The sequence below is a fragment of the Candidatus Electronema sp. PJ genome (assembly GCF_048287395.1).
GTDB lineage: Bacteria > Desulfobacterota > Desulfobulbia > Desulfobulbales > Desulfobulbaceae > Electronema.
Window position 1 is genome coordinate 59308 of record NZ_JBLWEO010000029.1, and the last position, 24729, is coordinate 84036.

The 24729-nt window shown below is 50.8% G+C and carries 19 protein-coding genes, 3 tRNA genes and 1 pseudogene; 17 read left to right on the plus strand and 6 right to left on the minus strand.

What is annotated here, in order from left to right; genetic code table 11:
* Position 1 precedes the first annotated feature (1 nt).
* A complete protein-coding gene (locus ACNKIB_RS04285; protein ID WP_417909313.1) occupies positions 2 to 1954 on the minus strand; it encodes an ATP-dependent DNA helicase in 1953 nt (650 codons plus the stop codon).
* A 130-nt stretch (positions 1955 to 2084) separates the two neighbouring features.
* On the opposite strand from ACNKIB_RS04285, the gene ACNKIB_RS04290 reads away from it, so the two are divergent.
* The 3 genes from ACNKIB_RS04290 (at position 2085) to ACNKIB_RS04300 (ending at position 5470) form a co-directional block, all read left to right on the plus strand.
* Positions 2085 to 3917: a response regulator gene (locus ACNKIB_RS04290; protein ID WP_417909314.1), complete on the plus strand. Its 1833-nt coding sequence runs from the start codon at positions 2085 to 2087 to the stop codon at positions 3915 to 3917.
* Between the two features lie 96 nt (positions 3918 to 4013).
* Positions 4014 to 5225, plus strand: a complete 1212-nt coding sequence (locus ACNKIB_RS04295; protein ID WP_417909315.1) for a pyridoxal phosphate-dependent aminotransferase — start codon at positions 4014 to 4016, stop codon at positions 5223 to 5225.
* Between the two features lie 89 nt (positions 5226 to 5314).
* Entirely contained in the window at positions 5315 to 5470 is a 156-nt protein-coding gene (locus tag ACNKIB_RS04300; RefSeq protein ID WP_417909316.1) for a hypothetical protein, read from the plus strand.
* 258 nt (positions 5471 to 5728) lie between these two features.
* Here the strand turns inward: ACNKIB_RS04300 and ACNKIB_RS04305 are convergent, their stop codons facing one another.
* From ACNKIB_RS04305 to ACNKIB_RS04325, 5 genes are all read right to left on the minus strand, one after another.
* Complete coding sequence (locus tag ACNKIB_RS04305; RefSeq protein ID WP_417909317.1) at positions 5729 to 6415, minus strand: L,D-transpeptidase family protein; 687 nt, start codon at positions 6413 to 6415, stop codon at positions 5729 to 5731.
* 261 nt (positions 6416 to 6676) lie between these two features.
* Complete coding sequence (locus ACNKIB_RS04310) at positions 6677 to 7744, minus strand: hypothetical protein (RefSeq protein ID WP_417909318.1); 1068 nt, start codon at positions 7742 to 7744, stop codon at positions 6677 to 6679.
* Between the two features lie 161 nt (positions 7745 to 7905).
* The gene (locus ACNKIB_RS04315; RefSeq protein WP_417909319.1) at positions 7906 to 8247 is read right to left on the minus strand and encodes a hypothetical protein; all 342 of its coding nucleotides are present in this window, start codon (positions 8245 to 8247) and stop codon (positions 7906 to 7908) included.
* Between the two features lie 26 nt (positions 8248 to 8273).
* On the minus strand, positions 8274 to 8708 hold the full coding sequence (locus ACNKIB_RS04320) for a hypothetical protein (RefSeq protein WP_417909320.1): 435 nt from the start codon (positions 8706 to 8708) through the stop codon (positions 8274 to 8276).
* 118 nt (positions 8709 to 8826) lie between these two features.
* The gene (locus ACNKIB_RS04325) at positions 8827 to 9249 is read right to left on the minus strand and encodes a hypothetical protein (protein ID WP_417909321.1); all 423 of its coding nucleotides are present in this window, start codon (positions 9247 to 9249) and stop codon (positions 8827 to 8829) included.
* Between the two features lie 315 nt (positions 9250 to 9564).
* Between ACNKIB_RS04325 and ACNKIB_RS04330 the strand changes: the two genes are divergently transcribed.
* The 14 genes and pseudogenes from ACNKIB_RS04330 (at position 9565) to ACNKIB_RS04395 (ending at position 24395) form a co-directional block, all read left to right on the plus strand.
* Positions 9565 to 10164, plus strand: coding sequence for a YncE family protein (locus ACNKIB_RS04330; protein ID WP_417909322.1), 600 nt, complete (start codon positions 9565 to 9567; stop codon positions 10162 to 10164).
* Between the two features lie 124 nt (positions 10165 to 10288).
* Entirely contained in the window at positions 10289 to 11170 is an 882-nt protein-coding gene (locus tag ACNKIB_RS04335; protein ID WP_417909323.1) for a thioredoxin domain-containing protein, read from the plus strand.
* A gap of 6 nt (positions 11171 to 11176) precedes the next feature.
* On the plus strand, positions 11177 to 12181 hold the full coding sequence (locus tag ACNKIB_RS04340; protein ID WP_417909324.1) for a PhoH family protein: 1005 nt from the start codon (positions 11177 to 11179) through the stop codon (positions 12179 to 12181).
* Positions 12181 to 13344 (plus strand): pyridoxine 5'-phosphate synthase, encoded by a 1164-nt coding sequence (locus ACNKIB_RS04345; protein WP_417909325.1) that lies wholly within the window; start codon positions 12181 to 12183, stop codon positions 13342 to 13344. Before ACNKIB_RS04340 ends, ACNKIB_RS04345 begins: the two co-directional genes overlap by 1 nt.
* 694 nt (positions 13345 to 14038) lie before the next feature.
* Positions 14039 to 14124 (plus strand) — tRNA-Leu (locus tag ACNKIB_RS04350).
* 114 nt (positions 14125 to 14238) lie between these two features.
* Positions 14239 to 15621 (plus strand): trigger factor, encoded by a 1383-nt coding sequence (tig, locus tag ACNKIB_RS04355; RefSeq protein WP_417909326.1) that lies wholly within the window; start codon positions 14239 to 14241, stop codon positions 15619 to 15621.
* 96 nt (positions 15622 to 15717) lie between these two features.
* A complete protein-coding gene (gene clpP, locus ACNKIB_RS04360) occupies positions 15718 to 16338 on the plus strand; it encodes an ATP-dependent Clp endopeptidase proteolytic subunit ClpP (RefSeq protein WP_417909327.1) in 621 nt (206 codons plus the stop codon).
* Positions 16335 to 17609, plus strand: a complete 1275-nt coding sequence (gene clpX, locus ACNKIB_RS04365; RefSeq protein WP_417909328.1) for an ATP-dependent Clp protease ATP-binding subunit ClpX — start codon at positions 16335 to 16337, stop codon at positions 17607 to 17609. The genes clpP and clpX (ACNKIB_RS04365) overlap by 4 nt, the downstream gene beginning before the upstream one ends.
* A gap of 223 nt (positions 17610 to 17832) precedes the next feature.
* Positions 17833 to 18198: an effector-associated constant component EACC1 gene (locus tag ACNKIB_RS04370; protein WP_417909329.1), complete on the plus strand. Its 366-nt coding sequence runs from the start codon at positions 17833 to 17835 to the stop codon at positions 18196 to 18198.
* A 2-nt stretch (positions 18199 to 18200) separates the two neighbouring features.
* Positions 18201 to 20210, plus strand: a complete 2010-nt coding sequence (locus tag ACNKIB_RS04375; protein ID WP_417909330.1) for a caspase, EACC1-associated type — start codon at positions 18201 to 18203, stop codon at positions 20208 to 20210.
* A gap of 302 nt (positions 20211 to 20512) precedes the next feature.
* Positions 20513 to 21258 (plus strand): annotated as a pseudogene (gene clpX, locus ACNKIB_RS04380) (ATP-dependent Clp protease ATP-binding subunit ClpX); the annotation flags it as partial.
* A 469-nt stretch (positions 21259 to 21727) separates the two neighbouring features.
* Entirely contained in the window at positions 21728 to 24148 is a 2421-nt protein-coding gene (gene lon / locus ACNKIB_RS04385; protein WP_417909331.1) for an endopeptidase La, read from the plus strand.
* A gap of 85 nt (positions 24149 to 24233) precedes the next feature.
* Positions 24234 to 24309, plus strand: a tRNA-Val gene (locus ACNKIB_RS04390).
* Between the two features lie 9 nt (positions 24310 to 24318).
* Positions 24319 to 24395: transfer RNA gene (locus ACNKIB_RS04395), tRNA-Asp, on the plus strand.
* The last annotated feature ends 334 nt before the right edge of the window (positions 24396 to 24729 follow it).

Consider the following 24729-nt stretch of genomic DNA (forward strand, 5'->3'; position numbering starts at 1 on the left):
CTCACTGGGCGAAAAAACGCTCTACGTCCAGCAGCTTACGACTCAAAGGTGAAGGCGGCAAGGCGGCAATAAACTTGCTGCCATAGGGCTTGCTGAACAGTCGCACGTCCAAGATAGCGGTCGTACCTCGGTCTCCGGCCCGGCGCATTAGCCTGCCTACGCCCTGCCGCAGACTGAGAATGGCTCTCGGCACTTGCAATTCAACAAACGGATTGCCGCCATTGGTCTTAATTCGGTCAATTCGCGCGAGAAGTACTGGATCAGTCGGTACTTCAAAGGGCAACTTATCGATAATGACGAGACTGAGGGCTTCACCCGGTACATCAACCCCTTCCCAGAAGCTGGCCACGGCAAATAGCACCGAATCAGTCTCTTTGCTGAAGCGGGTCAGCAAGTGCTGCCGGGAGGCCTCGCCTTGGCGGAGCATGGGATAACTCATCTTGCCGTGCAGACTCTGCCAAGCTGATTCCATGGCTTGAAACGAGGTGAATAAGACCAGAGCACGGCCTCTGGAGTAGGTGAGCAGTGCCCTGATTTCCTGCTGGAGCCGCTCACGGTAGCCGGGCGCGTTCGGTTCAGGAAAGGAATTGTCCGGCACATAGAGCAGCGTCCGGTTTTTATAATCGAACGGCGAGGGGAAGACGTAGGTTGGGCTGTTTTCTGGGATACCAAGTCGGCGGCAGAAATACCCAAAGCCGGAGCCACCGCTCAGAGTGGCTGAGGTGAAGACGCAATGTCGCACCTGGGCATATAGAGTCTGCTGGAGATCGGCAGCTACGTCTATTGGCGTGGCTGAAAGCGTCAGATTCTTCTCGCTGCGTTCAAACCAACGGACATGACCGCCCTTGTCAGCGAGCGCAAAGCTCGCCACCTTGGTCAAGGCTTCGATTTGGCCCTCGCAACGGAGTAGATACTGCTTCCACGAGCCGTCGTCCTGCTTTTCAACCATCTCCTCCAGCTGTTCAGCCAGATCAGCAAGCACGGCCAGTAATACCTCTTTGGTCCGACCCAGCGCGGGCTGCGCGGCAAAGAGGTCGGGCAAGGGAAAACGGCCTCTGTCTGGCGGAAAAAGGCTGAAGAAACGTTCTCCCAGTCCGGCCAAGCTCTCCAAAGCGGCGAAGATCTTTTTATGCTTCCGCTTGCCACCGCTGTCCCGCGCTGCTTTCTCGATATCTGTGAGCAAATCAAGGAGCTGATAGCGGGAAAAAGAGAAGCCAAAGAACTGGGCAGCAATGTCCTCCAGATGGTGGGCTTCGTCAAAAATGACTGACTCGTAGCGAGGCAGGACTTCGCCAAAGCCGCTTCGCCGCACAGCCAGATCCGAGAAGAGGAGGTGGTGGTTAACCACCAAAAGCTGACAGGAGGCAGCTTCGCGGCGAACCCGGTTCAAGTAACAGCGGTGGTAATCTGGGCAATCAGAGCCAAGGCAGAAATGCGATTGGCAGCAAATGCTCTGCCAGAGCAGCGAACTGCCTGCGATGCCGGGGAGTTCGGCCCGGTCAGCGAAGGTGGTCTTTTTCAGCCACGCGCGAATGCTGGCCTTGGCGAGATCTTCCTTGGTTTCAGCAAACAGTAGCTGCTGCTCGCCGGTGATGAGCTGGTGCCAGCGATGCAGACAGAGGTAGTTCTGGCGGCCTTTGACGCACATGGCTTTCAAATCCGGGGCAATGTACTGGCGAATGAAAGGGATTTCGCTGCTGAGTATCTGATCTTGGAGATTGCGGGTATTGGTCGAAACCACGGCTTTGCGCCCACTGAGGATGGTCGGCACCAAATAGGCCAAGGTCTTGCCAAGGCCAGTCTCTGCCTCAACAATCAGACAGGCAGCAGGCGGGCCTTCCTGCTGCGCCAGCAACGAAGCGGCTGCCTTGGCCATTTGTTGCTGGCCAGGACGGGCTTCATACTCCTTCAGATGCTGGGCCAGGATGCCTACTGGGCCGAAAATGTGTTCCATCGCTTCTCCGTTTATGGTGTCTCACAAGAGTGATCAGCATAACGTTGACGTTTTTCAGTTGTCAACAGCAAAGGCATAAAGTAGTAATTAGGATATCCACTTTTGCTTCCCCTCCAACCGTGAAACGGCCATGTGCGATCCCGATTCCCTTAAGTCCGCCGGTCTCCTGCATGACGATGTGTATTTGGAGGGCGACGAAGTTGTACTGGCTGTGGACGATTTTGTCCAGATCGCCGATATCATTAGAGCCTACCTCCAACACCGCTGCCTGAAGACCCTGACTGCCGGTTCTGTTGCTGAATTTAAGCAGGTGCTGAGGCAGGCACCTGTGGCCTTGGTGCTTTTAGACATTAACCTACCCGACGGCAGCGGGGTTGATTTAATCCCGGAGATCAAGGCGGTCAACCCAGACACCGCAGTAATCATGCTCTCCGGCGTGACCGATCTGCAAACCGCCCTGAAGTGCATCCGGCATGGCGCAGACGACTACCTGACTAAGCCAGTGCAGTTTGAGCCGTTCTGGGAGACGGTGCGCAAGGTGCTGGAGAAACGGCGACTAAAAATCAACAATCGTCGCTACCAGCGGCAGATTGAGCAGGGTAATTTCCGGCTCCGCCTGATGCACAAGCTGGCCGTGAAGATGAATACCGCCTATCTCAGCATGAGTGCCTTGGATGACATTCTGTGGGCCATCCTCGTGGGCATAACCGCCGAAGAGGGACTAGGCTTCAACCGGGCCTTTCTTGCGTTATTTGATGATTCTGGACAAGTGCTCGAGGGGCGGCTCGCTATCGGGCCGGGTTGCCGTGAAGACGCAGGCCGCATCTGGCAGGAAATCAACAGTAAGGAGATTCGTTTTCATGACCTGATTGATTCCATCCGCGAGCATGATTTTCACGAGGACAGCGAGGTCAACCGGATTATCCGGGCCTTACGCATTGAATCCGTCAATAGGGATCATCTACTCTTCCGGGCAGCTGCTGAGTGCAGAACCATCAATGTCAAGAACGGTCAGTGCGACTGCGGTGGCCCTGCGCCGGTTGAGCTGATGGGTCTGCTTGAGGAAGACAGCTTTGTCGTGGCTCCGCTTTTTTCCCAGAACCGCTCGCAGGGAGTAATTATCGCTGACCATTTTGTCACTGGCAGACAGATCGACCACGAACAGATTCAGGCTCTGGAAAGCTTTGCCAGCCAGGCCAGTCTGGCGATTGAGCATTGGCGGATGTATGTGCAGATGGAAAACAAGCTCAAAGAACTGGAAGAGGTGACAGAAGAGCTAGAAAAAAACAACGGCCTGTTGGTCGAGGCAGAACGCTATGCTGCGGTTGGCCAGGTAGCGGCCCAGCTCGCCCACAATATTCGCAATCCGGTCACGGCTATTGGTGGTACCGCCCGGCTACTCACCCGGAAGATCATCGATCCGCAGCAGCTCAATTTTCTTGGCATGATGATCAAAGAGGTGGGCAAGATCGAACAAACCTTGGAAGATCTGCTCAACTTTGTTGACCAAGAGCCTTCCGTGAAGGAGCGCGTTCTTCTCTATTCACTGATTGTCAAATCGCTGATGCTCTTCTATAGCGCAATGCAGAAACAGCGGATTGAATACGAAATTTTCATGCCTGACCGCCAGCTGGAGTTTGAACTGGATCCTCGACAGATGAAGCGGGTCTTTGTCCATCTGATCCGCAATGCTGTGGAGGCGATGGAGCAGGGTGGCAAATTGGTCATTGAGGCTGTCGTCACCAATGGGCAGCTCCGCATCGCGGTGCTGGACAGCGGCATCGGTATCGCTGAGGCAGATATCCGGCGGGCTGCTGATCCCTTCTACACGACCAAGACCGCAGGCACTGGCGTGGGGCTGACCTTGGTGGAACGGATCGTCAAAGAGCACAGCGGTATCCTCAGCATCCGCAGGCGAGAGAGCGGCGGCACTGAAGTGTCCTTTAGTCTGCCAGGCAACTAACGTACATTTGTAGATTTGGAGTTGCCAAAGCAGCCTGAACCTGATACAGAGGTAAGGCTCTTTTACCCTACTCAATTTTCGCAAAAGGAATACATTATGGCTCAGGAATCTATCCATCTTGCCAATAGGGTGCTGCAAGTACCGCCCTCTCCGACACTGGCTGTTAACGCCAAAGCCAAAGCTCTGAAGGCGGCAGGCGAGAATATCCTCAACTTCAGCGTTGGCGAGCCAGATTTTGACACGCCAGAACATGTCCGCGAGGCAGGAAAGCAGGCTATAGATGATGGTCAGACCCGTTACACCGCTGTGCCTGGCATTCCAGAGCTGCGCGAGGCAGTTGCCATGCGTTTCAAGCTCGATCACAACTGGGAGTACCACCCTGATCAGATTCAGATCTGCTGTGGCGGCAAGCACGGCCTCTACAACATCTTTCAGGCCATGCTTAATCCCGGCGAGGAAGTCTTAATTCCGGCTCCGTATTGGGTTTCCTATCCACCCATGGTGCAACTGGCCGGTGGAATCCCGGTTGAAGTCCCTTTAGATGAAGCCAGCAATTTTGATCTTGACCCGAATATTCTAGCGGCCAAGGCCAGCAACAAAACCCGCGCGATTTTCTTGAACAGTCCCTCCAACCCAGCAGGTTCAATCTTCTCGGTAACGGCTTTACAGGCTGTCGCGAAAATGGCCCTTGAGCGCGGCTGGCTCGTGGTCAGTGATGACATCTACGAGACCATCACCTATGTGGAGGGCAAGCTGCCGCATATCTTAGATGTGGAGCCTCGCTTAAAGGAGCAGACCGTGGTGTTGAACGGGGTGTCAAAATCCTTTGCCATGACTGGCTGGCGGATCGGCTATTGCGCCGGGCCGAGCCATTTAATCAAGGCGATGAATAAAGTGCAGAGCCACTCAACGTCCAATCCCTGTTCCCCAGCCCAGTATGCCGCCTTGGCCGCCTTGACTGGCCCGCAGGACTTCCCGGCGCAGATGAATAAGGCCTTTCTGCCCCGGCGCGACTTTTTTGTCCGCGACTTGGAGTCCATCGAAGGCGTTACCTGCGTCAATCCCAGCGGCGCGTTTTATGTCTTCCCTAATTTCTCCGCCTATTACGGCAAGTCCTTCAAGGGCAAGGTGCTGAAGGATTCCGTGGCAATGGCCGATTATTTCCTTGAAGAGGCCAAAGTCGCCTCTGTACCGGGTGCGGCCTTTGGTGCAGATGCCTTTGTTCGCTTTTCCTTCGCCACCTCAATGGAGGTAATTCAGGAAGGTATGACCCGAATCAAGAAGGCATTGACTGCGCTGGAAGGATGATGCTTTCCAAGAGCCAGCATCTCCTGCTTGTCGCCTTTCGACTCTAACAGCGCAAGCAAAGGTAGAAAACACCTCTTCCCGCAATCCTTTTGAGGTCATTTGCAAAGGAGTTTTGCCGACTAAGACTCCTTTGCAAGTCGGTAAAACTCCTTTTTGGCCAAGCAAGAAAGGAGTTCTGCTCGGCCAAACTCCTTTGCAAGTCGGCAGAACTTCTTTGCGGCTCAACAAGACTCCTTTTTGGCTAAACAGAAAAGGAGTCTTAGTCGGCAAAACTCCTTTCCTGCCGAGTAGAACTCCTTTGTAAGTCGGCACGACTCCTCTTCTGCCAAGCCAAACTCCTTTGCCAGCGAGTAAGAAAAGAGTATTTTCTCTTCCTCCAGCTTCCCAGATTGGTTGGCTTGGCTGTGAATAGCTGCCTATTTTTGTTCGGTTTTGCTCTTCACCAGCGTGCTCTACTGGGAATCCACAAGAAGCAACACGGCTCTGTGCCTGGATAACAGTGCTCAGAAACTGCCTGCTTTTTTTTCCTCAATCGCAATCTGCTGATTGACCATCACTACGTTACTTTGCAGAGAAGCCTTACGTACCTCATATCTGTCGTTATCTGCGGTGATAAAAGGCACACGACGTTCTAATTCAAAGGCATCGTAACCTTCGCGAAGATTTTGCCAAAAGGAGTACCATGGGGAATATCTGTTTTTTTCTACATTCTCCTTGGTCATCCGAAAGGGAAAGATGTGGATATTGAACTGTTTTTGCCCTTTAAGGAAGGCCTGATGAGCAAGAAGGTAAATTTCTTCAACCTGAAGATTGCCCATAGCCAAGCAGCCTTGGGAAATACATTTACCATGCACCATAATGTCGCCGCCAGTACGCTTGTTTTCTCGATCAACCGCATTGGGATAGCCTATATCAAAAGAGAGATGATATCTGCTGTCTGGATTGAGCTGACCAGCCGAGACGGAGTAGAAGCCTTCTGGGCTTTGTTGGTCTCCTTCGCGCAGTTTAGGGCCGACTCTCCCTGAGTAAGCACAGATCGGGTAGGTCTTAAACAAGCTAAACTTGCTTCCTTTCTGGAGCCACACTTCGAGCTGTTTCGGCTGTTTGAAAACGCGCATGAAGATCGGGGCACCAAGCTGGAGGCCTTTGGCGGCAAGCTGCCGTTCCACTCTGGGACGGGCATTGGCCATGAAGGTGTTCGCTTTAAAATTGCTGAGAGGAAACTCCGTCAAGAGTTGCGCTGAGGACAGGTGAGGAGCGAGGAGCAAGGCCGCCCCCAGCAGAGGGCTAAACAGGATGCTGCTGCGCATAGGTGCTATTTTTTTGTAAAAGATTGGGAGAAAGAAATCCTGTCGTCGCATTCGCGCGACAGGAAGGGGTTAGAAGTATTCTATGCGGGCAGATGCCTGGTCGTCAATAGGAAGGGCACCTATTCTTAGCAAGAGCATCTTTTAGAAGAGAAAATCGTTTTGGTGGGCTAACTTCTCTAATTTCTTACTATCAACCTTCATGTAGAGTTGAATGAACAGATCGCCGAGATTGCTTCTCGTGTGCGGGATTAACATGTCATGTTCTGCCTCGTAGCCAGTGATAGCCCTTTGCAGATCAACATCATAGTTTTTGTCGATCTTGCCAACATAGTATTTCAGCTCTCTGAGGATGAGTTTGAGATATTTTATTCTCTCATTTTCATCCAGCTCCAGCCATTTCTGATAGGCTGAGACCGTTGCCTCAGGGGTAGGCCCTTCTACTGCGAAGCAGCGGGAAAAATCAAGCTGCTGATACAAACCTCTGAGCGTCCATAATACGGCTGCTTCAATCAGCGTTCGCTGCGCTCCGTGCAAACCTTCCCGGAGTTTCGACTGGGCGGCGAAACTCATGCTGCCTTCGCCATAGCCTAGCCCGATAGTAAATTTGTCTGACTCTGTATAGGTATTCAGTGTTAGCGTGGTGGCAGCTCCGACGGTATTGCTTATGGCATCACCGAGATATACTACCAATGACAAACTTCTTGCAGCCTTGGAAATGCCGTATTCAATTTGTGCTTCGCCGTGGTTACCTTTTGTCTCTGCACCGCTACCATCGCCCTTGTTGATGTAATCAGAGGAATCGTTTTGGGTATACACTCCTTTTACCCTAACCACCCCCGTAGCTTTGTACATTTTAGCCATATCCTTCACATAGACCGGATTCAGCATACCGTATTTGTCTTCCTGCTGAAACAGGCCAAAGGGCGGCGAATAAGGGATAATGATCTTTTTTGGTGAGATGCTCCGTTTAATGACTGACTCGAAATCATATTTGCCACTGTCGGCCAGCGGGCCGTTTTCCCGCGTATATCGGCCAGTCAGCATCTTGGTGTCCGGTACTACTGGTGCAGTACCGTCATAAAAATCATCTACGAGCAGAAGAATGTTCCCTGTGTTAGGAGCTTGGTTGATCTTATCTCCCATACATTTCAACGTCTCAGTCAGATTAGTCATGGCGGAATGCGGCGTTTCCGTCATGATATTAGACATGGACGAGTTAATATTAGAGCAGCTAGTGTTGATAAGTAAAATTGTGCTTCCTAACCATGCTGTTCTGAGTAAAATATTCATTTCAGCAAAGGTAGGGGGGAACGCGAAGGAGAAAGGAAGGACAACTCAGTCTGTTGGCAGGAAATAACGGAGACGCTCAACTACTGGCATTCAAACACTATCGTGTTGACATCAAGATATTGGAATGCATCACCTGAACCTTCGTTATAATTTCCATAAAAAATACACTTTGGTTCAATAGGGTTGTCAACAATAATGTTTCTATCGGGTAACACATAACCATTGGTTTTGGGCAGCCGCTGGTTTTCATCACCCAATGCCTTGCTGTTCGGCATAGCACTGTCTTTCTGACTCAGCACAGAATTCAGACCAGGATTTACTTCCACATTAGGTATATCAACTTCATTGATTTCTGCTGTACTTGTTTTAGCCCAAGCAAAAAAAACAAAAATAAGGATGAACAAAAATATTTTCTTTTCCATGCGGCACCTCCAAATAATACAACATCTTAATTACAGGAGTCGCAGTCTGTGATGACGTTGATGCCTTGAATACTGTCGGTATTGTTGCGAGAACTCATGGTAACTGAACCAGAAATAGCTACCATTTGTGTAACAGAGTCCGCGCTACCCCGATAAACGTTGACACCTTGGACAACTTTATCGCCCTCCGATAGTGTCAGCAAAAAATCCTGTTCCATCAGCGTAACCTGCATAACGTTCCCTCTATAAGAGGGATTTACTATCACATTGATACCCTGAGTGCTACCATCATCGCTGGATGATTCAATATTCATCTCGCTGCTGACCTGAACTCCCTGAAACATTCCTGTGTTTAAGGCATCTGCAAACTGATCAAAAACAGCAAAATCTGCGTTTGCTGATTTCAAAGGAGTTAGTAATATCCCAGCGAAGGATATGAACAAACAAATTTTTTGTACCATTTTACTCTGTTCCTCCCCCAGCAGTTAGGATATCACACTGTTACATCCGTATTGAGCATCGTCAAGACAGGAGAAAATACAAAAAAATCAACAGAAAAACTTCTCCTGCCTCTGCTAATCAGTTTGCACAGTCACTGGCACTACAGGCGGTGACTAAGTTAATCGCCTGAACAGCCCCTGCACCGTTTCCGGAAGAAGTAAGGTTTGCACTCCCGCCGACAGTAGTTTCCTGCATTGTCAGTACCGCAACCTCGCCCTTAAACACGTTACCAGCCTGAGTAGTATCCTCTCCGTCAGTCATTGTAAGCTTCAGATCACCATCAGCTTCCAAACTTTGCTTCGGATTTTCATGGCCGATTAATACGTTACCGCCTTGAGTCGTACCTTTGTCATTGGACGATGTTATAACAACATCCTCCCCCGATGCAAGCCCTTGGGCGATACCAGCTACAATACCCTCAAATGGATTGAATGCTGCCATTGCTGCTGAAGGACAGAGGCTTAAGCCTAATACTGCTACAAAACTGATTTTTTTCCACATGATCGTCTCCTTTTGACTGAAAAAAGCAAATTGCGAGTGAAATATTTTGCCTTTTTTCCTATATATAAAATATATCCCGGAAGACAGAACAAAGCAAGCGGAAAAGCAGAAAACTTTAGCAGGATACACAGCAAAGATATACTCAAGACGGGGGTATTTCCTTCCGTCATGAAAAAAGATAAATGGTTTCGAAGGCAAACGCGGTAAAAAAATAAAAAACAGGTGACTCGACTTGCCTGATGTATCTGCGGAGAGTAAGATGCACACTGCGCAAGCGGAAATTCCACAAAAAAAACTCAGCATAAAAAAGGAAAAATGAAAAAAGCTCTTGCATTATGCTCGCTGCTCCTGCTGCCCGCGCAACTGGCAACTGCCGCATCCAGCAGCAGCCCGCGTTTTCTTGACACCTGGTCGGTCATGAACAACTGGGAGTCAGGAGCGAGTCCAGTGGATTTCGCCCAAACGTTTGATAAAAAGCTCGTCTTTGTCCTAGGCGAGGACGGCAACGTGCAGATTTATTCCGCAGTCGGCGAGCAGCTAGGCACGCTATCCATGCAGAGCCGCCCAGTAGCTATTGATATTGATCCACGTGGTAAAATCCTGTATGTGGTTGACCAGAGCGGCACTTGCACGATCTTCAACATCTCTCTGGAGAGTGGTGTGGCGGACGGGTCGGTGCGCAGCCGTTGGCGGACCCAGGCTAGGCCGGTCGATATTGCAAGCCTGCCAGACCGAGGGTTAGTCATTACCCTAGAGGCTGACAGCGTCATTCGAGTTTATTCCTATCTCGGTGAAAAGCAGGGGGTTCTCCCTGTACCGGCAGGTATCTCTGCTCTTGATCTCGTCCCGCGCAGCAACATGCTCTATCTGCTGAACCGTAATGGCTTCTACGCCGCATTGAGGATCGGCTTCTGAGCAGCTGGCTTTTCCCTCATAAAAAAACACGATTTGTTCAGCTTGCCGGACGCAGCACAGGACAGTATAATGCCTGCACCATGCTTATCTTCTGTCAATTTTTCACACCAAGGAAAGGAATAAAATGATGAAAAAAACTCTTACGTTGGGTTGCTTTCTCCTGCTTTTCGGTCAGATAGCATCGGCCCAGCCACCTGCACCGGAGCAGCAACCTGCGGCCAAGCCAGATGCACTCTCCTGGACAGTTATGCAGGCATGGAAGACTGAATCCAAGCCTGTTGATTTTGTCCAATCACTGGATGGCAGAATAGTATTTATCCTTGGCGAGGACAACAAGGTCTATTTGTACTCCACCGAAGGTCAAAAGCTGGGAGTTATACCAGCTGATCCAGACACGGTTGGCGTAGATATCTCGCCTCGAGGAGAGATGTTGTACCTGATGGACAAGAGCGGTGCATACAAGGCCTTGGACATCTCCTTTGCCAAAGACATTGACATCTCCGGCTCCCCATTCAAGGGTAAGGAGGATGCGCCAGTGGCTTTGGTTGTCTTCTCGGATTTCCAATGTCCCTTCTGTAGCAAGGTGCATCCTTTGATGGAAGAGGTCATGAAGAAGAATCCTGATAAGGTCAAAGTGGTATTCAAGCATATGCCCTTGGGAATGCACCAGCAGGCAGAGCCAGCAGCTCGTGCCGCTATTGCTGCTCAGGCTCAAGGCAAGTTCTGGGAGATGCATGATGCACTTTTTGCTGCTGCCACAGGCTCTGGTCTGACGGCTGAAGCGATTGATAAAGCTGCTGCTGCCATTGGTTTGGATGTGGCGAAGTTTAAGGCAGATTTGAACAGTCCAGCCACGCAGGAAAAGCTGGCCAAGGATATGACCACTGCTCGGCTTGCTGAAGTTAATGGTACGCCAACCCTGTTCGTCAATGGCCGCCGGGTCAATTCTCCTAGCCCTGATGCCATTCAGAAGATGATTGATCAGGAAGTAGCCAAGAAGAAGTAAACATCTGTGCCATCTCCGTCGAAAAGAGAACGAGCAGCTGGCGAGGCGGATAAGGGGTTAGAGTTCACTGATCATGCTGCTGCGCAGGCATTGTTTGGTGAACTGAACCGCAACCTTCATACCGTCGAACAGGCCGCAGGTGTCCGTATCCACTGCAGGGGCTATGCCTTACAAATTGAAGGGCAGTCTCATGCAGTGGAACTTGCGGTTTCAGCTCTCCAACAGCTCTATGAACTCGTTCGTAAAGGGTATCCGATCTTCAGTCAAGACATCGCCTTTGCCCTGAAGATACTTGAAGGCACGCCCCGTGCTGTTCTCGAAGAGATCTTTTTAGAGAAGGTCTGTATTACTGCTAAAAAGCGGATCATCTCTCCCAAAACCATCAACCAGAAAAACTACATTGAGGCTATCCGGCGCAGCGACATCGTGTTTGGGATTGGCCCCGCAGGTACAGGTAAGACCTACTTGGCTGTAGCTATGGCTGTCTCTGCCTTGGCTGCTGAACGAGTACAGCGAATTATCCTGACCCGACCAGCAGTTGAAGCTGGGGAGAAGCTCGGCTTTCTCCCAGGTGATCTGGCACAGAAGGTTGATCCTTACTTACGGCCACTCACTGATGCGTTGACAGATATGCTGGGGGCGGAGAAAGCTGCTGATTTCATCGGGCGAGGTATCATTGAGATTGCACCGCTGGCCTTTATGCGGGGTAGAACATTGAACAAGGGCTTTGTCATCCTTGATGAAGCACAGAACACCACCCGCGAGCAAATGAAGATGTTCCTCACGCGGATTGGCTTTGACTCGCAAGCAGTGATCACCGGTGACATCACCCAAGTTGATTTACCTGGTGGTCAGCCTTCTGGTTTAGCAGAAGCCAAAAACATCTTGCAGGACATTGACGGTATCAGCTTTTGTCATTTCGATAGCAACGACGTAGTACGCCATCCGCTGGTGCAGAAGATCATCCTGGCGTATGAGAAGAGTCCTCGTCGCGACCGTCCAGAAACCTAATGGCCATCAATCTCCTCACCCATTATAATAATAGTCACCTTCGCCTCAACCTTCGCCTGCTGCGGGCACAGACAGTCCGCTTAGTGGCTTTACTTGGCCAAACTGGTCGGCCAGTGAGCATCGTCTTGATGGATGATGCAGAGATAGCGAACTATAATCAGACCTATCGTCACAAAGAAGGGCCGACTAACGTCTTATCCTTTCCCGCAGAGAACGCAAACGAGCTAGGCGATATCCTTATTTCTGTGGAAACAGCTTGGCGCGAGGCTGTAGAAAAGGGTGTATGTCTCCATCAGCATCTAACTTGGCTGATTATTCACGGCCTCCTGCATTTGCTTGGCTATGATCATGAGCTATCTGATGAGCAAGCGGAAATCATGCAGGATAAAGAAGCGCAGCTCTTTCAGGCCATTCACCATATTCATTCACGAGGAAGAATCATGCCGCAGCTTGCTATCAATGTTGACCACATCGCCACCATCCGGGAAGCACGAGGCGGCGCAGAGCCTGATCCAGTGTTGGCCGCTGGTATATGTGAGTTAGCCGGAGCCAGAGGCATTGTCGTGCATTTGCGAGAAGATCGCCGTCATATTCAAGAACGTGATGTGCGCGTCTTACGAGAGACAATCAAGACCCGGCTGAACTTAGAAATGGCAGCGGTAAAAGAGATTGTCAATATCGCCTTAGAGGTCAAGCCAGATTTAATCACCTTAGTCCCAGAGAAGCGCAAAGAGTTAACCACCGAAGGCGGCTTAGACATTCTGGAGGATGAGAAGAAGATCAAGAAGACGATTGCGAAGATGATTGAGGCAGGTATTCCCGTCTCGCTCTTTGTTGATCCCAAACCTGAGCAGATTAAGGCGGCTGTTGATGTTGGCGCAACCTATGTTGAGCTGCACACAGGCCGTTATGCTGAGGCAACAGACCAGAAGGAGCAAGATAAAGAGTTCCATCTCCTTGAACAGGCAGCAGAGACCGCCTTTGCCGCTGGTTTGCAGGTCAATGCTGGGCATGGGCTGAATTATCTTAACGTGGGCCGCATTGCTGCCTTATCCGTGATTGAAGAATTAAGCATTGGTCATGCGGTAATTGCTCGCGCTGCTTTTGTTGGTCTTGATCAAGCAGTACGCGAGATGCAAAACTGCATTGATTTGGCTGCATAAGCAGCTTAAGAGACTTCTGGCAAAACTTCAGTTGCTTCAACAGGAGAGGAGCCTGACTGAAACCCTGCTTTGTTGACCGCAGATCACGGTTGCATCGGCCTGATTCACACTTGAATCGAGGCAATTTAAATTTAAATCGAGGCAAGTTACGTTTAAATCACTCTGATTGAAGCATGAACCAGAACGATTCACGCTTCAATTGCCCCGATGCAAGAGTGAATCGTCCTGATGTAAGCGTAAATTACCTCAATTCAAATTTAAATCACTTTGATTCAAGTGTAAATCGCCTTGATTCAAGTTTGAATTGCCTCGATTTAAATTTGAATTGCTTCGATTCAAGCGTGAATTGCCTTGATTCAAATTTAAATCGTCTTGATTCAAGTGTGAATCAGGCCGGTTTAAATAGCAAATTTTGCTGTGAAACAGGCAAGAAAGCTGTAGCAAGACAAAAAAACGTGTACTGAAGCTTTGACGGTCGTTGTTGTTGGCACGGAAACCTTACCTTCTCCTGCCAGTAAGCTGGCCTAATATGCTGGTCGGTCTTATCGGGTGGATCAAAAGATGGCCTAGCAAAAAAGCAGCCAGAGCAGGCTGGCTTCTTCGCCTATTGTGTACTTTTTACCTCGCTGCTGCATTTTCTCTACAGCTCGCCCTTGACGAAGAGCTGTTCATTGATTAATACTACCCGATTAACGCGAGAGTGGCGGAACTGGTAGACGCACTGGACTTAGAATCCAGCGCACTTCGTGTGTAGGGGTTCGACTCCCCTCTCTCGCACCAAGTAAATATACAACACGGTCCCATATTCAGGAGACGGGCAGCATCACCATGCTCCTGCCTGGATTGAGATACTTTCTGCCCAGGGCAGGCAATCCGAACTAAGGAATTGAGGCAATGGAAATAGCAGCTGATCAATGTTCTGTCCCAAGCGACGGATATGTCCCAGACCCAGACTTGAACATAGAAATTGAAATTGCAGTCAAAAAACTGAGCGAACTGACCCGCGAGATCACCGTCACCGTGCCTGCGAACGTAGTGCAGGAGGCGATGGACAAAGCCTATGGCAAGCTGAAAAAGGATGTCCATCTTAAAGGATTCCGTAAAGGCAAAGCCCCCATGTCCATCCTAGAGAAAAACTACGGGGAACGCGTGCAAGCAGAAGTTGCGGAGAAATTGGTGCAAGCTACCTATTTCGAGGCAGTAGAGCAGAAAGAGTTAGACGTAGTAGTCCATCCTGAGATTCGCGAAACCCGTTTTGCCGATGATGGTACCTTTGTGTATGTGGCGTTCGTGGATGTTAAACCAGTCTTTGAGATCAGCGAGTACAAGGGCGTAGAACTGGAAAAGAGTCCGATCAATATCACCGATGCCGACATTGACCGCAGGATTGAAGACCTGCGCCGCAAGCACGCTGTGCTCAGAGTTGCTGACGAAGAGCATGGTGTTGCAGTTGATGACATTGTGATGGTGGATTTCCAGGGCTTCCATAATGAGAAGCCGATGAAGGAAGTACATAACGAGAACTACGCCATTGATGTAGGTACTAAGCGGTTGGGTGCGGAGTTTGAAGAGCAACTGCTTGGTCTGAAGAAAGGCGAGTCAGCCCTGTACGAGACGGTGTTCCCAGCTGATTATCCTAACCCAGTCATGGCAGGCAAGACCATTGAGTTCAAGGTTGATGTTAAGGAGATCAAGGAACGGGTAAAGCCTGTGCTTGATGATGCCTTTGCGCAGGATGTTAATCCGAAATACGCTACCCTGGCTGATCTGCGGGCTGATATCGCCGAGCAACTCCGCAAGCAACGGGAATCTGCTCAGGAAGGTGATCTGGCTGACCAACTCATGCAGAAGCTCATCAGTATGAATACGTTCCCAGTACCAGAGCGGGCTGTGAACTATGAGATTCAGGAGATGATCAATCAGACTGAAGAGCAGCTGAAGCGCACAGGTCTGACCTTGGAGACTGCTGGCCTCAAGCGGGAAGAAATGGCCAAGCAGCATCATGCCGGAGCTGAGAAACGGGTACGCGGTGACTTCTTGTTAAAGAAGATTGCCGAGCTAGAGGACATTAAGCTGGCAGATGAGGATATCGAGCGCGGCTATCAACGCATTGCCAAGCAGTACAACATGACTGTGCCAGATGTGAAGAAGTATTTTCAGCGACGGGAGGAAATCATGCCCTTCTTAGCTGAATTACTCAATGAGAAGATCCTGCGCTTCCTTGTGGATGCAGCCAAGATTACTGAAGCAGCAGAAGCGGCTGAGGCGGCAGCTTAAGAGCTAGAGCCAGGCTTAGGCTGAATTTTTCTTTTGCTAGAACAGCCGGACAGATTGCTGCGTGCGCTGTCCGGTTTTTTGTTTGAGGAGCTGATCATGAATCTTGTGCCAATGGTGGTTGAGCAAAGTCCGCGCGGTGAGCGGGCATTTGACATTTACTCGCGCCTGCTGCGGGAGCGCATTGTCTTCTTGGGCACGCCAGTCAATGATGACGTGGCCAGCGTGATTGTTGCCCAGATGCTCTTTCTCGAAGCGGATGATCCTGACAAGGACATTACTTTTTATATCAACTCGCCTGGCGGCTCAGTAACAGCGGGCATGGCTATTTACGACACCATGCAATACATTCGCTGCGATGTAGCCACGCTTTGCATGGGTCAGGCAGCCTCTATGGGCGCGTTACTGCTTGCTGCGGGTGCAGCTGGCAAACGTTTTGTACTACCTAATGCCAGGGTGATGATCCATCAACCGATGGGTGGCTATCAGGGACAGGCCACGGACATTGAGATTCATGCTAAAGAAATACTGCGGATGCGCGCAGACCTGAATACTATCCTGGCCAAGCATACCGGCAAGCCAGTCAAGCAGATTGAGCAGGACACGGAGCGAGATAACTTCATGACTGCCTTTGAGGCAAAAGACTACGGTCTGGTTGACAAGGTGCTGGAGCGTCGAGAAGAGAGCAGCGGCAAGGGGAAAAAGGAGGAGCGGGCATGAGCGATGAACTCTCCGGCAGTGCCGCAGGAGCACGCTCCTGCTCATTCTGCGGTAGAGAAGAGGCAGAGGTAGCGCGGCTGATTGCTGGCCCGGATGTCTATATTTGCAGCGAATGTGTGGAGATTTGCAGCGGCATGATTAAAGAGCCTGTTGAAGGCCAGGCTCCTCCGGTTGTTGAACCGCCCCGCTTGCTTAAGCCCAAGGAAATTCACGCCCATCTGAATGACTATGTTATTGGCCAGGACTTTGCCAAACGGGTGCTGGCCGTAGCAGTGCATAATCATTACAAGCGCATCAGCTCTCGGGCAGCAGGCAAGGGCGATGTGGATGCAGTGGAAATCCAAAAATCGAACATTGTGTTGATTGGTCCCACCGGCAGCGGCAAGACTTTGTTGGCACAAACCCTGGCCCGCGTCCTGAATGTTCCCTTTAGTATTGCTGATGCCACCACGCTGACAGAAGCAGGCTATGTTGGCGATGATGTCGAGACTATTTTGGTCGGTTTGCTCCAGGCCGCAGACTATGACGTAGAGCGGGCGCAACGTGGCATTGTCTATATTGACGAGATTGACAAGATTGCCCGGAAGTCTGACTCGCCGTCATTGACTCGCGACGTTTCTGGCGAAGGTGTGCAGCAGGCTCTGCTCAAGATGATTGAAGGCACAGTGGCTTCAGTGCCACCAAAAGGTGGGCGCAAGCATCCGCAGCAGGATTTGATCAAGATCGACACCACGGACATTCTCTTTATTGTCGGTGGGGCCTTTGTCGGTTTGGACAAGGTGATCAAGCGGCGCGGCGGTAAGAAATCCATCGGCTTCGGTGCCAAGATTCAGCTGGATACCGAGAAGAACGAAGGCGAGCTGCTGGCCGAAGTGCAGCCGGAAGATCTGCTCAAGTTCGGCCTAATTCCAGAGCTAGTGGGCCGCCTGCCGGTCATCGCGCCAATGCGCGAGCTGCGCGAGGAAGACTTGATCCGCATCCTCAAGGAGCCGAAAAACGCCCTGACCAAGCAGTACATCAAGCTCTTTGAGCTGGAAGGCATCAAGCTTTGCTTCACCGAAGAGGCCTTGAATGCGGCAGCGAAAAAGGCTATGGAGCGCAAGGCTGGAGCCAGAGGGCTGCGTTCGGTGATGGAAAGCGCGATGTTGGATGTCATGTACGAGCTGCCTTCGGATGAAGAGGCGGTGGAGTGTGTCGTCAACGAAGACGTGATCAGTAAGGGGGAATACCCTGCTGTAATCCGGGATGAAAACCGCCGCAAAGCGGCGTAGGTCGGTTGCTCACACAGTTCTTTCAGCAAGAAAAGCTGCCTTCTTTGACGACGAAATCGTCTTGCGACCCGAAGACGTAGCCTTCCCCACATTCCGTCCGCTGCCAGCGCAGGCTATTCCTCTTCCTGCGCTCTGGCAGCGGAAATCCCTTGTGGTTCCTGCCGTTCTGATGGTATTTTAAAAAGCATGGGATTATCCAATTTTATTCACAAAGGAACTTCGTATGGATGCGACACTTTCCATTCACGACAGCAGGATGGCGGAAGAGGACTTGCAGGAGCTGACATCAGCCCTGCTGCGCAGCATCAATCAAGAGACTGACTTGACAGCAAAGCTGCCGGAAGAGCGCGGCGGCGCTGGCACAAAGGGTGATCCGGTCACTGTCGGCAGCCTGCTCCTTGCCGCGCTGAGTTCCGGCACAGTGGTGGCGATGTTTCAGGTGCTAAAATCATATATTGAGCGCAAGCCGACATTGAAGATTGAACTGCAAGCTGCTGATGGAAGAACGCTGAAGATTGAGGCGGAGCATCTCAGCAAAACGCAGATGGAGCAGACGATTCAAACGGCAAGACAGTTCTGCGGAGTTTGAAAATGACTGAAAAGAGATATGCGATTTTGATCGCCAGCAGCAAATACCCGGATGAGCCGGGTCTGACTGAGCTGCGCTGCCCGGAGAATGACGTTGATGCTGTTGATGAGATTTTGCGTTCGCAAGAGTTCGGGCAGTTCACCACCTTTGTTTTTAAAAATGTTCCGAACCGGGAAATCGAAGAAAAGATAGAGAGCGTTCTTGCCGATGCGGGCAAGAATGATTTGGTGCTTATCTATTTTTCTGGTCACGGTAAACTGAACTCTTCTTCAGGCCAACTCTGTCTTGCGACAACAAACACCAGACTGAAAACGCTGCAATCAACATCTGTCAGCGTGGAACGTATCAAGTCGTTCTTTGACTCATCCGCCACAAGAAAGAAAATTCTCATTTTGGACTGCTGCTACAGCGGCGCGGCTGGATCGGTGTTTGCCAAAGGCGGCGTGGATGATCAGCTTCAAATCATGTCGCGAGGGCAGGGAACATTCATCATGACCGCCTCAACTGGCATTCAAGTGGCGGTCGAGAAAGAGTCGGAGCAGTTCAGTCTGTTCACCAAGCATCTTGTCGAAGGCATAAAATCTGGCGAAGCGGACAAAAACGATGACGGTTTTGTGGACATGCACGAGCTGTACGAGTATGTCAATGAAAAAGTCCGTGAAGATGGTGCTCAGGAGCCGATGAAGCTGGATCTTCATGCAAAAGGAGAGATGATTATTGCGTACAGTGGTAAGGAGTCGAGAGAGAAGCGGCGGAAGGAAATCAGGAGGAAATTGTATGATTTTGCCGCACAAGGGCTTTTGACGGATGATATTGTCAACGAGGCAGCACGGAGCATCTCCTTGCCGAAGCAAGGCATGTCAGGCAAAGATCAGGAGTTCTGCATTCTGATTGATCGGCTTGTTGCAGATAAAATTAATCCTGCTGATTTCATTATGCAGTGGATGAACATACGTTTTACCCTTGACGGACTGGCTGACGGGTCGAGTAACAGGTTTGCCGAAAAAGAAAAAAAGGCGGCAGTTCATGGGAACTTTGTTGATCGTAAAGAAGATGCAAAAGAAGAATCGCTGGAAGTCCATGCAGTTGCTCCAGCGCAAGCAATCGGTGAAAACCGTAACAATCACTATGAGACGAAGAATTTTAAGAGGGATTTTTTCATTATAGCCCTGTTGGGAGCTGGCAGCCTGATTTATTATTTGGCAACCAGGAGTGTTTCTGGGTCAAATAATACTCCAAAAGAACAACCAAATTCTGGTAAAATAAGTCCTGCAGTTCAAGAAATATTTGATAATAAAGTGCCACAACAGGACAAGATGATGACCGATACTGTGACTGGAATGGAGTTAGTTTATATTCCTAAAGGTTGCTTTATGATGGGTTCACCGGAAAATGAAGAAGGTCGTGGGACAGACGAAGGCCCTATACCTAATGTCTGCGTGGATGGTTTGTGGATGGGAAAATACGAAGTCACACAGGGCCAATGGAAAAAGATTATGAATAGTGCGAATCCTGCTTCTTTTAAGCAGGGTGATGACTATCCTGTTGAAAATATTTCTTGGGAAGACACGCAGAAATTCATTGTTAATCTGAATACACGAACAGGTAGGAATTACAGTCTGCCCACTGAAGCTGAATGGGAATATGCCTGCCGCGCTGGCGGCTCCGGTAAATACTGCGGCGGTAGTAATCTGGATGATGTGGCTTGGTATAAAAAGAACAGCGGCGACAGTACACATCCGGTGGGCGGGAAACAGAAGAATGGGTTTGGTCTTCACGATATGAGCGGCAATGTTTGGGAATGGTGTATAGATCGATATGGAGCATACAATTCCAATCTTCAGAATAACCCGACAGGCTCTCCATCAGTACCAAATTATGTTATTCGTGGCGGTGGCTGGGGTGATCCCGACTCAAACTTAAGGGCTGCGAGACGTATTAAGCATAATTATAGCTACGCTGGTTGGGCATTGGGCTTTCGGCTCGTTCTCCCAAGTCAGCAAGGCAAGTAAAGCAGACTGCGCCAAGCATCACGTAATGCTAATAAAGTTGTTTATCTCCGCATTTTTTTTACTGATCGGCAAATTTTTGCAGTCGACTGACAATCTTTTGCTGCTCAACAAGAACCTTCTTTTGATGGGCAGCAATGAGGTGCAAAAAGACAGCAAAAGGATGATGCGAAGCGGCAGACTTTTACTGTCTTAACAACACGTTGTTGCTGTTACTAAACAGAAGCAGACCGCTGAAGATAGAGCGGAAGGGGCGGCGGCTTAAAAGATCACTCTGGCTGAAGCGGGCTAGGCTTGTCGGCGATGACGTAGAGCGCGCGCAACGTGGCATTGTCTATATTGACGAGATTGACAAGATTGCCCGGAAGTCTGACTCACCTTCCTTGACTCGCGACGTTTCTGGCGAAGGTGTGCAGCAAGCTTTGCTTAAGATGATTGAGGGCACAGTGGCTTCAGTGCCACCAAAAGGTGGGCGCAAGCATCCGCAGCAGGATTTGATCAAGATCGACACCACCGACATTCTCTTTATTGTCGGCGGGGCCTTTGTCGGTTTGGACAAAGTGATCAAGCGGCGCGGCGGCAAGAAATCCATCGGCTTCGGTGCCAAGATTCAGCTGGATACCGAGAAGAACGAAGGCGAGCTGCTGGCTGAAGTGCAGCCGGAAGATCTGCTTAAGTTCGGCCTGATTCCAGAACTCGTCGGTCGTTTACCCGTGATTGCACCGATGCGCGAGCTGCGCGAGGAAGACTTGATCCGCATCCTCAAGGAGCCGAAAAACGCCCTGACCAAGCAGTACATCAAGCTCTTTGAGCTGGAAGGCATCAAGCTCTGCTTCACCGAAGAGGCCTTGAATGCGGCAGCGAAAAAGGCTATGGAGCGCAAAGCTGGAGCCAGAGGGCTGCGTTCGGTGATGGAAAGCGCGATGTTGGAGTCATGTACGAGCTGCCTTCGGATGAAGAGGCGGTGGAGTGTGTCGTCAACGAAGACGTGATCAGTAAGGGTGAATACCCTGCTGTAATCCGTGATGAAAACCGCCGCAAAGCGGCCTGAAACCGCTTTCTTCCCCTTTCTCTGGCTAACGCTATGACTTGCCTAGAAAAAGAGGTCTCTTTTTCTGCTTCTAAAGGAGTTTGGCATAGTTTTTGGCTCAATAAGAAACGAGTTCTGCTCGCTGGCAAAGGAGTTTTACTCGGCAGGAAAGGAGTCCGGCTTGGCCAAACTGCTTTTCTGGTAAGTTGCAAAGAAGTTTGGCCGACTCAAACTCCTTTCCTAGTCGGCAAGATTCCTTTCTGGCTTACCAGAACTCCTTGGCGAATCGGCCAAACTCCTTTTCTGCCAAGCACAACTCCTTGCCAAGTCGGCCAAACTCCTCTGTTGTCAAGCCGAACTCCTTTGCCAGCGAGCCAGAAAGGAATATTAACTAGGAGTTAGGCAGTTGATCAGAATATCGTGATAAACTTTTCCGCAACTGCATCATTCCTATCTGCTTTGTTTTTTTGAGAAGAGGTTAACAGGCTCCATGTCTGAATTCAATCTGGTTCGTTATCCGGTCTTGCCGTTGCGGGATATAGTGCTCTTTCCCGGCATGATTGCGCCGTTGGTCGTGAGCCGCAAGAACTCTGTTCGCGCTCTTGAACATGCGATGGCAGAACGCTGCTTGATCTTCTTAGTGACGCAGCGCGAGGCAGGCGTGGATGATCCCCAATTTGGCGACCTTCATACCTGCGGAGTGTTAGCCTCGGTCATTCAGCTGCTCCGCTTGCCCGACGGCACGATCAAGGCCCTGGTCGAGGGGAAACGGCGGGCGGTGGTTGCCACCTACCTTGAAGGCGAAGATTTTCTTTGGGCTGATGTCGAAGACCGACCAGACACTGAAAGCGACAGGCCAGATCTGCCTGCCTTCAGCCGTGAGCTGCGCCGGATTTTTGATCAGTACGCCAAGGTCAGTCGGAAGAAAATTCCTGGCGAGATCATCAAGGCTGTGGGCGTGATGGAAAATCCAGCCCGGCTTGCTGACCTGATCTGTGCCCATATCCAGCTTAGGGTTGAGGAGAAACAGGCTTTACTGGAAATCATCTCTCTGCCAGAGCGCCTTCAGCGGATGCTAGAACTCCTTTACCGGGAAATTGAACTCGACGAACTGGAGAAGTCGATTGAGGTGAAGGTCAGAAAACGGATGGCCGATAATCAGCGTAACTATTATCTTGGGGAGAAGGTTAAGGAAATCCAGCAAGAGATGGGCCAAGGCACGGATGATTTCAGTGAGTTGCAAGAAGCCTTAGATAAAAAAGACTTGCCCGAGGCAGTGCGGGAAAAGGCAGTGCGAGAGATGAACAAGCTGCGCGCCATGCCGCCCATGTCTGCCGAGACCACAGTAGTGCGCAATTATTTGGATGTCATCCTCGACCTGCCTTGGCAGGAGAAAAGCGAGGTCAAAATTGACATTGAAGAAGCCGAGCGCATTCTTGATCAAGATCATTACGGCCTGAAAAAAACTAAGGAGCGCATTCTCGAATATTTGGCGGTGCAGGCCCAGGTGGACAAAATCCGAGGGCCAATTATCTGCCTTGTCGGCCCGCCTGGCGTGGGGAAAACCTCGATCTGCAAGTCTATCGCTAGGGCTATGAACCGGAAGTTTGTCCGTCTATCGCTGGGTGGCGTGCGTGATGAGGCAGAAATTCGGGGGCATCGCCGTACCTATATCGGAGCCATGCCCGGCAAGATCATCCACGCCATGCAGCGGGCCGAAGTGATCAATCCGGTCTTCTGCTTGGATGAAGTTGACAAGATGAGCATTGATTTCCGGGGAGATCCCTCTTCAGCTCTGCTGGAGGTGCTTGACCCGGAGCAGAACAGTGCCTTCAACGATCATTATCTTGATCTGGATTACGACCTCTCTGAAGTTTTTTTCATTGCTACTGCCAACAATTTACACGGTATCCCCCTGCCCCTCCAGGATCGGATGGAGATCATCCGTCTGAGCGGCTACACCGAAGAGGAAAAGCTGCGCATCGCTCAGGATCATCTGGCACCCAAGCAGTTAGAACGCAATGGTTTTGCCGCTGACGATATTGTTTTCGCAGAAGAAGGGGTACTGGAGATCATCCGCCGCTACACTCGCGAGGCCGGAGTACGCGATCTGGAGCGAACAATAGCCTCCATCTGCCGCAAGGTAGCCCGTGACCGTCTGAAAAAGAAAGAGCCTGCGGAAAAATATCAGCTCTCCAGCGAGGCGGTGGCAGATTATCTGGGTGTGCCCAGGCATCGCTACGGCCTGGCAGAGAAACGGGATGAGATCGGCTTGGTGACAGGGTTGGCATGGACAGAAGTAGGCGGAGAGCTGCTTCAGATTGAAACCGCTCTGATGCCGGGCACTGGCAAATTGACGATCACCGGCAAGCTCGGCGAGGTGATGCAGGAATCAGCGCAAGCCGCGTTAGCTTATGTGCGCTCCAGGGCCATGCGCCTAGGGCTAGATACTGGTTTCTACCAAAAGGTGGATATTCATGTGCATGTGCCGGAAGGGGCTATTCCTAAGGACGGCCCTTCAGCTGGGATTACTATTGCCACCTCGCTGGTCTCTGCCTTACTGAAAATGCCTGTGGATCGGCAATTGGCCATGACCGGCGAAATCACCTTGCGGGGCCGGGTATTGCCCATTGGTGGCTTGACAGAAAAGCTGCTCGCGGCCCGGCGGGGTAATATCACCCGCGTGATTCTACCCAAGGAGAATGAGCGCGATTTAGAGGATGTGCCAGAAAAGGTGCGTAGCAGCTTGGACATCACCTTGGCCGAGCATGTGGATGAAGTTCTCAGTCGCGCCCTGCTCCTGCGCGAGGGCGAAGAGCTGTTCCGGGACATCCCGCTGGAGTCGATCTATCATGATGTGACCTTGTCGACGCACAATATACCAGTGCAGCAGATCGAGATCGGCCATTAAGGGAAATAGGGAAATTTTTTCCGCGTTCGCGCTTTTCTGATTGACGGACGCACCGCAGCATGGTAAAAAGTATTCAACATTTGGAGGGCGAATAGCTCAGCTGGGAGAGCATCGGCCTTACAAGCCGAGGGTCACAGGTTCGATCCCTGTTTCGCCCACCAGGTCTCCAAGGGGTCGTAGTTCAGTTGGTTAGAATGCCGGCCTGTCACGCCGGAGGTCGCCGGTTCGAGCCCGGTCGGCCCCGCCAGCAATATCAGGGAATCAACTTTTACAAGTTGATTCCCTTTTTTCGTTTGTTCGGTTCACTGTTGGGCTTTTCTCCGCCAGCACCTCGTTCAGGACTTTCTGCGCTTGAGCCGAGGTCAGTCGGCAGGGTTCAGGACGTGCTGAAAAGCAATCCAAAATTGCAGCATAGCGCATCCCTTCGCCGGGCTTGCCTTCTATAGCCGCAGCGATATAAAATGATCAAGCAATCATTTTCATCCTATGAGTTGAATCTTATGGCCTATTCAGTAGATTTTCGCCGGAAAGTATTGGAAATCAAAGAACGTGAAGGTTTGAGTTTTGAGGAGGCGGCAGTA

Bases quoted from the DNA above. Each gene is read 5' to 3' on its own strand.
- ACNKIB_RS04285 (WP_417909313.1), bottom strand. From the start codon at position 1,954: ATGGAACACATTTTCGGCCCAGTAGGCATCCTGGCCCAGCATCTGAAG.
- ACNKIB_RS04290 (WP_417909314.1), top strand. From the start codon at position 2,085: ATGTGCGATCCCGATTCCCTTAAGTCCGCCGGTCTCCTGCATGACGAT.
- ACNKIB_RS04295 (WP_417909315.1), top strand. From the start codon at position 4,014: ATGGCTCAGGAATCTATCCATCTTGCCAATAGGGTGCTGCAAGTACCG.
- ACNKIB_RS04305 (WP_417909317.1), bottom strand. From the start codon at position 6,415: ATGGCCAATGCCCGTCCCAGAGTGGAACGGCAGCTTGCCGCCAAAGGC.
- ACNKIB_RS04310 (WP_417909318.1), bottom strand. From the start codon at position 7,744: ATGTCTAATATCATGACGGAAACGCCGCATTCCGCCATGACTAATCTG.
- ACNKIB_RS04315 (WP_417909319.1), bottom strand. From the start codon at position 8,247: ATGGAAAAGAAAATATTTTTGTTCATCCTTATTTTTGTTTTTTTTGCT.
- ACNKIB_RS04320 (WP_417909320.1), bottom strand. From the start codon at position 8,708: ATGGTACAAAAAATTTGTTTGTTCATATCCTTCGCTGGGATATTACTA.
- ACNKIB_RS04325 (WP_417909321.1), bottom strand. From the start codon at position 9,249: ATGTGGAAAAAAATCAGTTTTGTAGCAGTATTAGGCTTAAGCCTCTGT.
- ACNKIB_RS04330 (WP_417909322.1), top strand. From the start codon at position 9,565: ATGAAAAAAGCTCTTGCATTATGCTCGCTGCTCCTGCTGCCCGCGCAA.
- ACNKIB_RS04335 (WP_417909323.1), top strand. From the start codon at position 10,289: ATGATGAAAAAAACTCTTACGTTGGGTTGCTTTCTCCTGCTTTTCGGT.
- ACNKIB_RS04345 (WP_417909325.1), top strand. From the start codon at position 12,181: ATGGCCATCAATCTCCTCACCCATTATAATAATAGTCACCTTCGCCTC.
- tig (WP_417909326.1), top strand. From the start codon at position 14,239: ATGGAAATAGCAGCTGATCAATGTTCTGTCCCAAGCGACGGATATGTC.
- clpP (WP_417909327.1), top strand. From the start codon at position 15,718: ATGAATCTTGTGCCAATGGTGGTTGAGCAAAGTCCGCGCGGTGAGCGG.
- clpX (WP_417909328.1), top strand. From the start codon at position 16,335: ATGAGCGATGAACTCTCCGGCAGTGCCGCAGGAGCACGCTCCTGCTCA.
- ACNKIB_RS04370 (WP_417909329.1), top strand. From the start codon at position 17,833: ATGGATGCGACACTTTCCATTCACGACAGCAGGATGGCGGAAGAGGAC.
- ACNKIB_RS04375 (WP_417909330.1), top strand. From the start codon at position 18,201: ATGACTGAAAAGAGATATGCGATTTTGATCGCCAGCAGCAAATACCCG.
- lon (WP_417909331.1), top strand. From the start codon at position 21,728: ATGTCTGAATTCAATCTGGTTCGTTATCCGGTCTTGCCGTTGCGGGAT.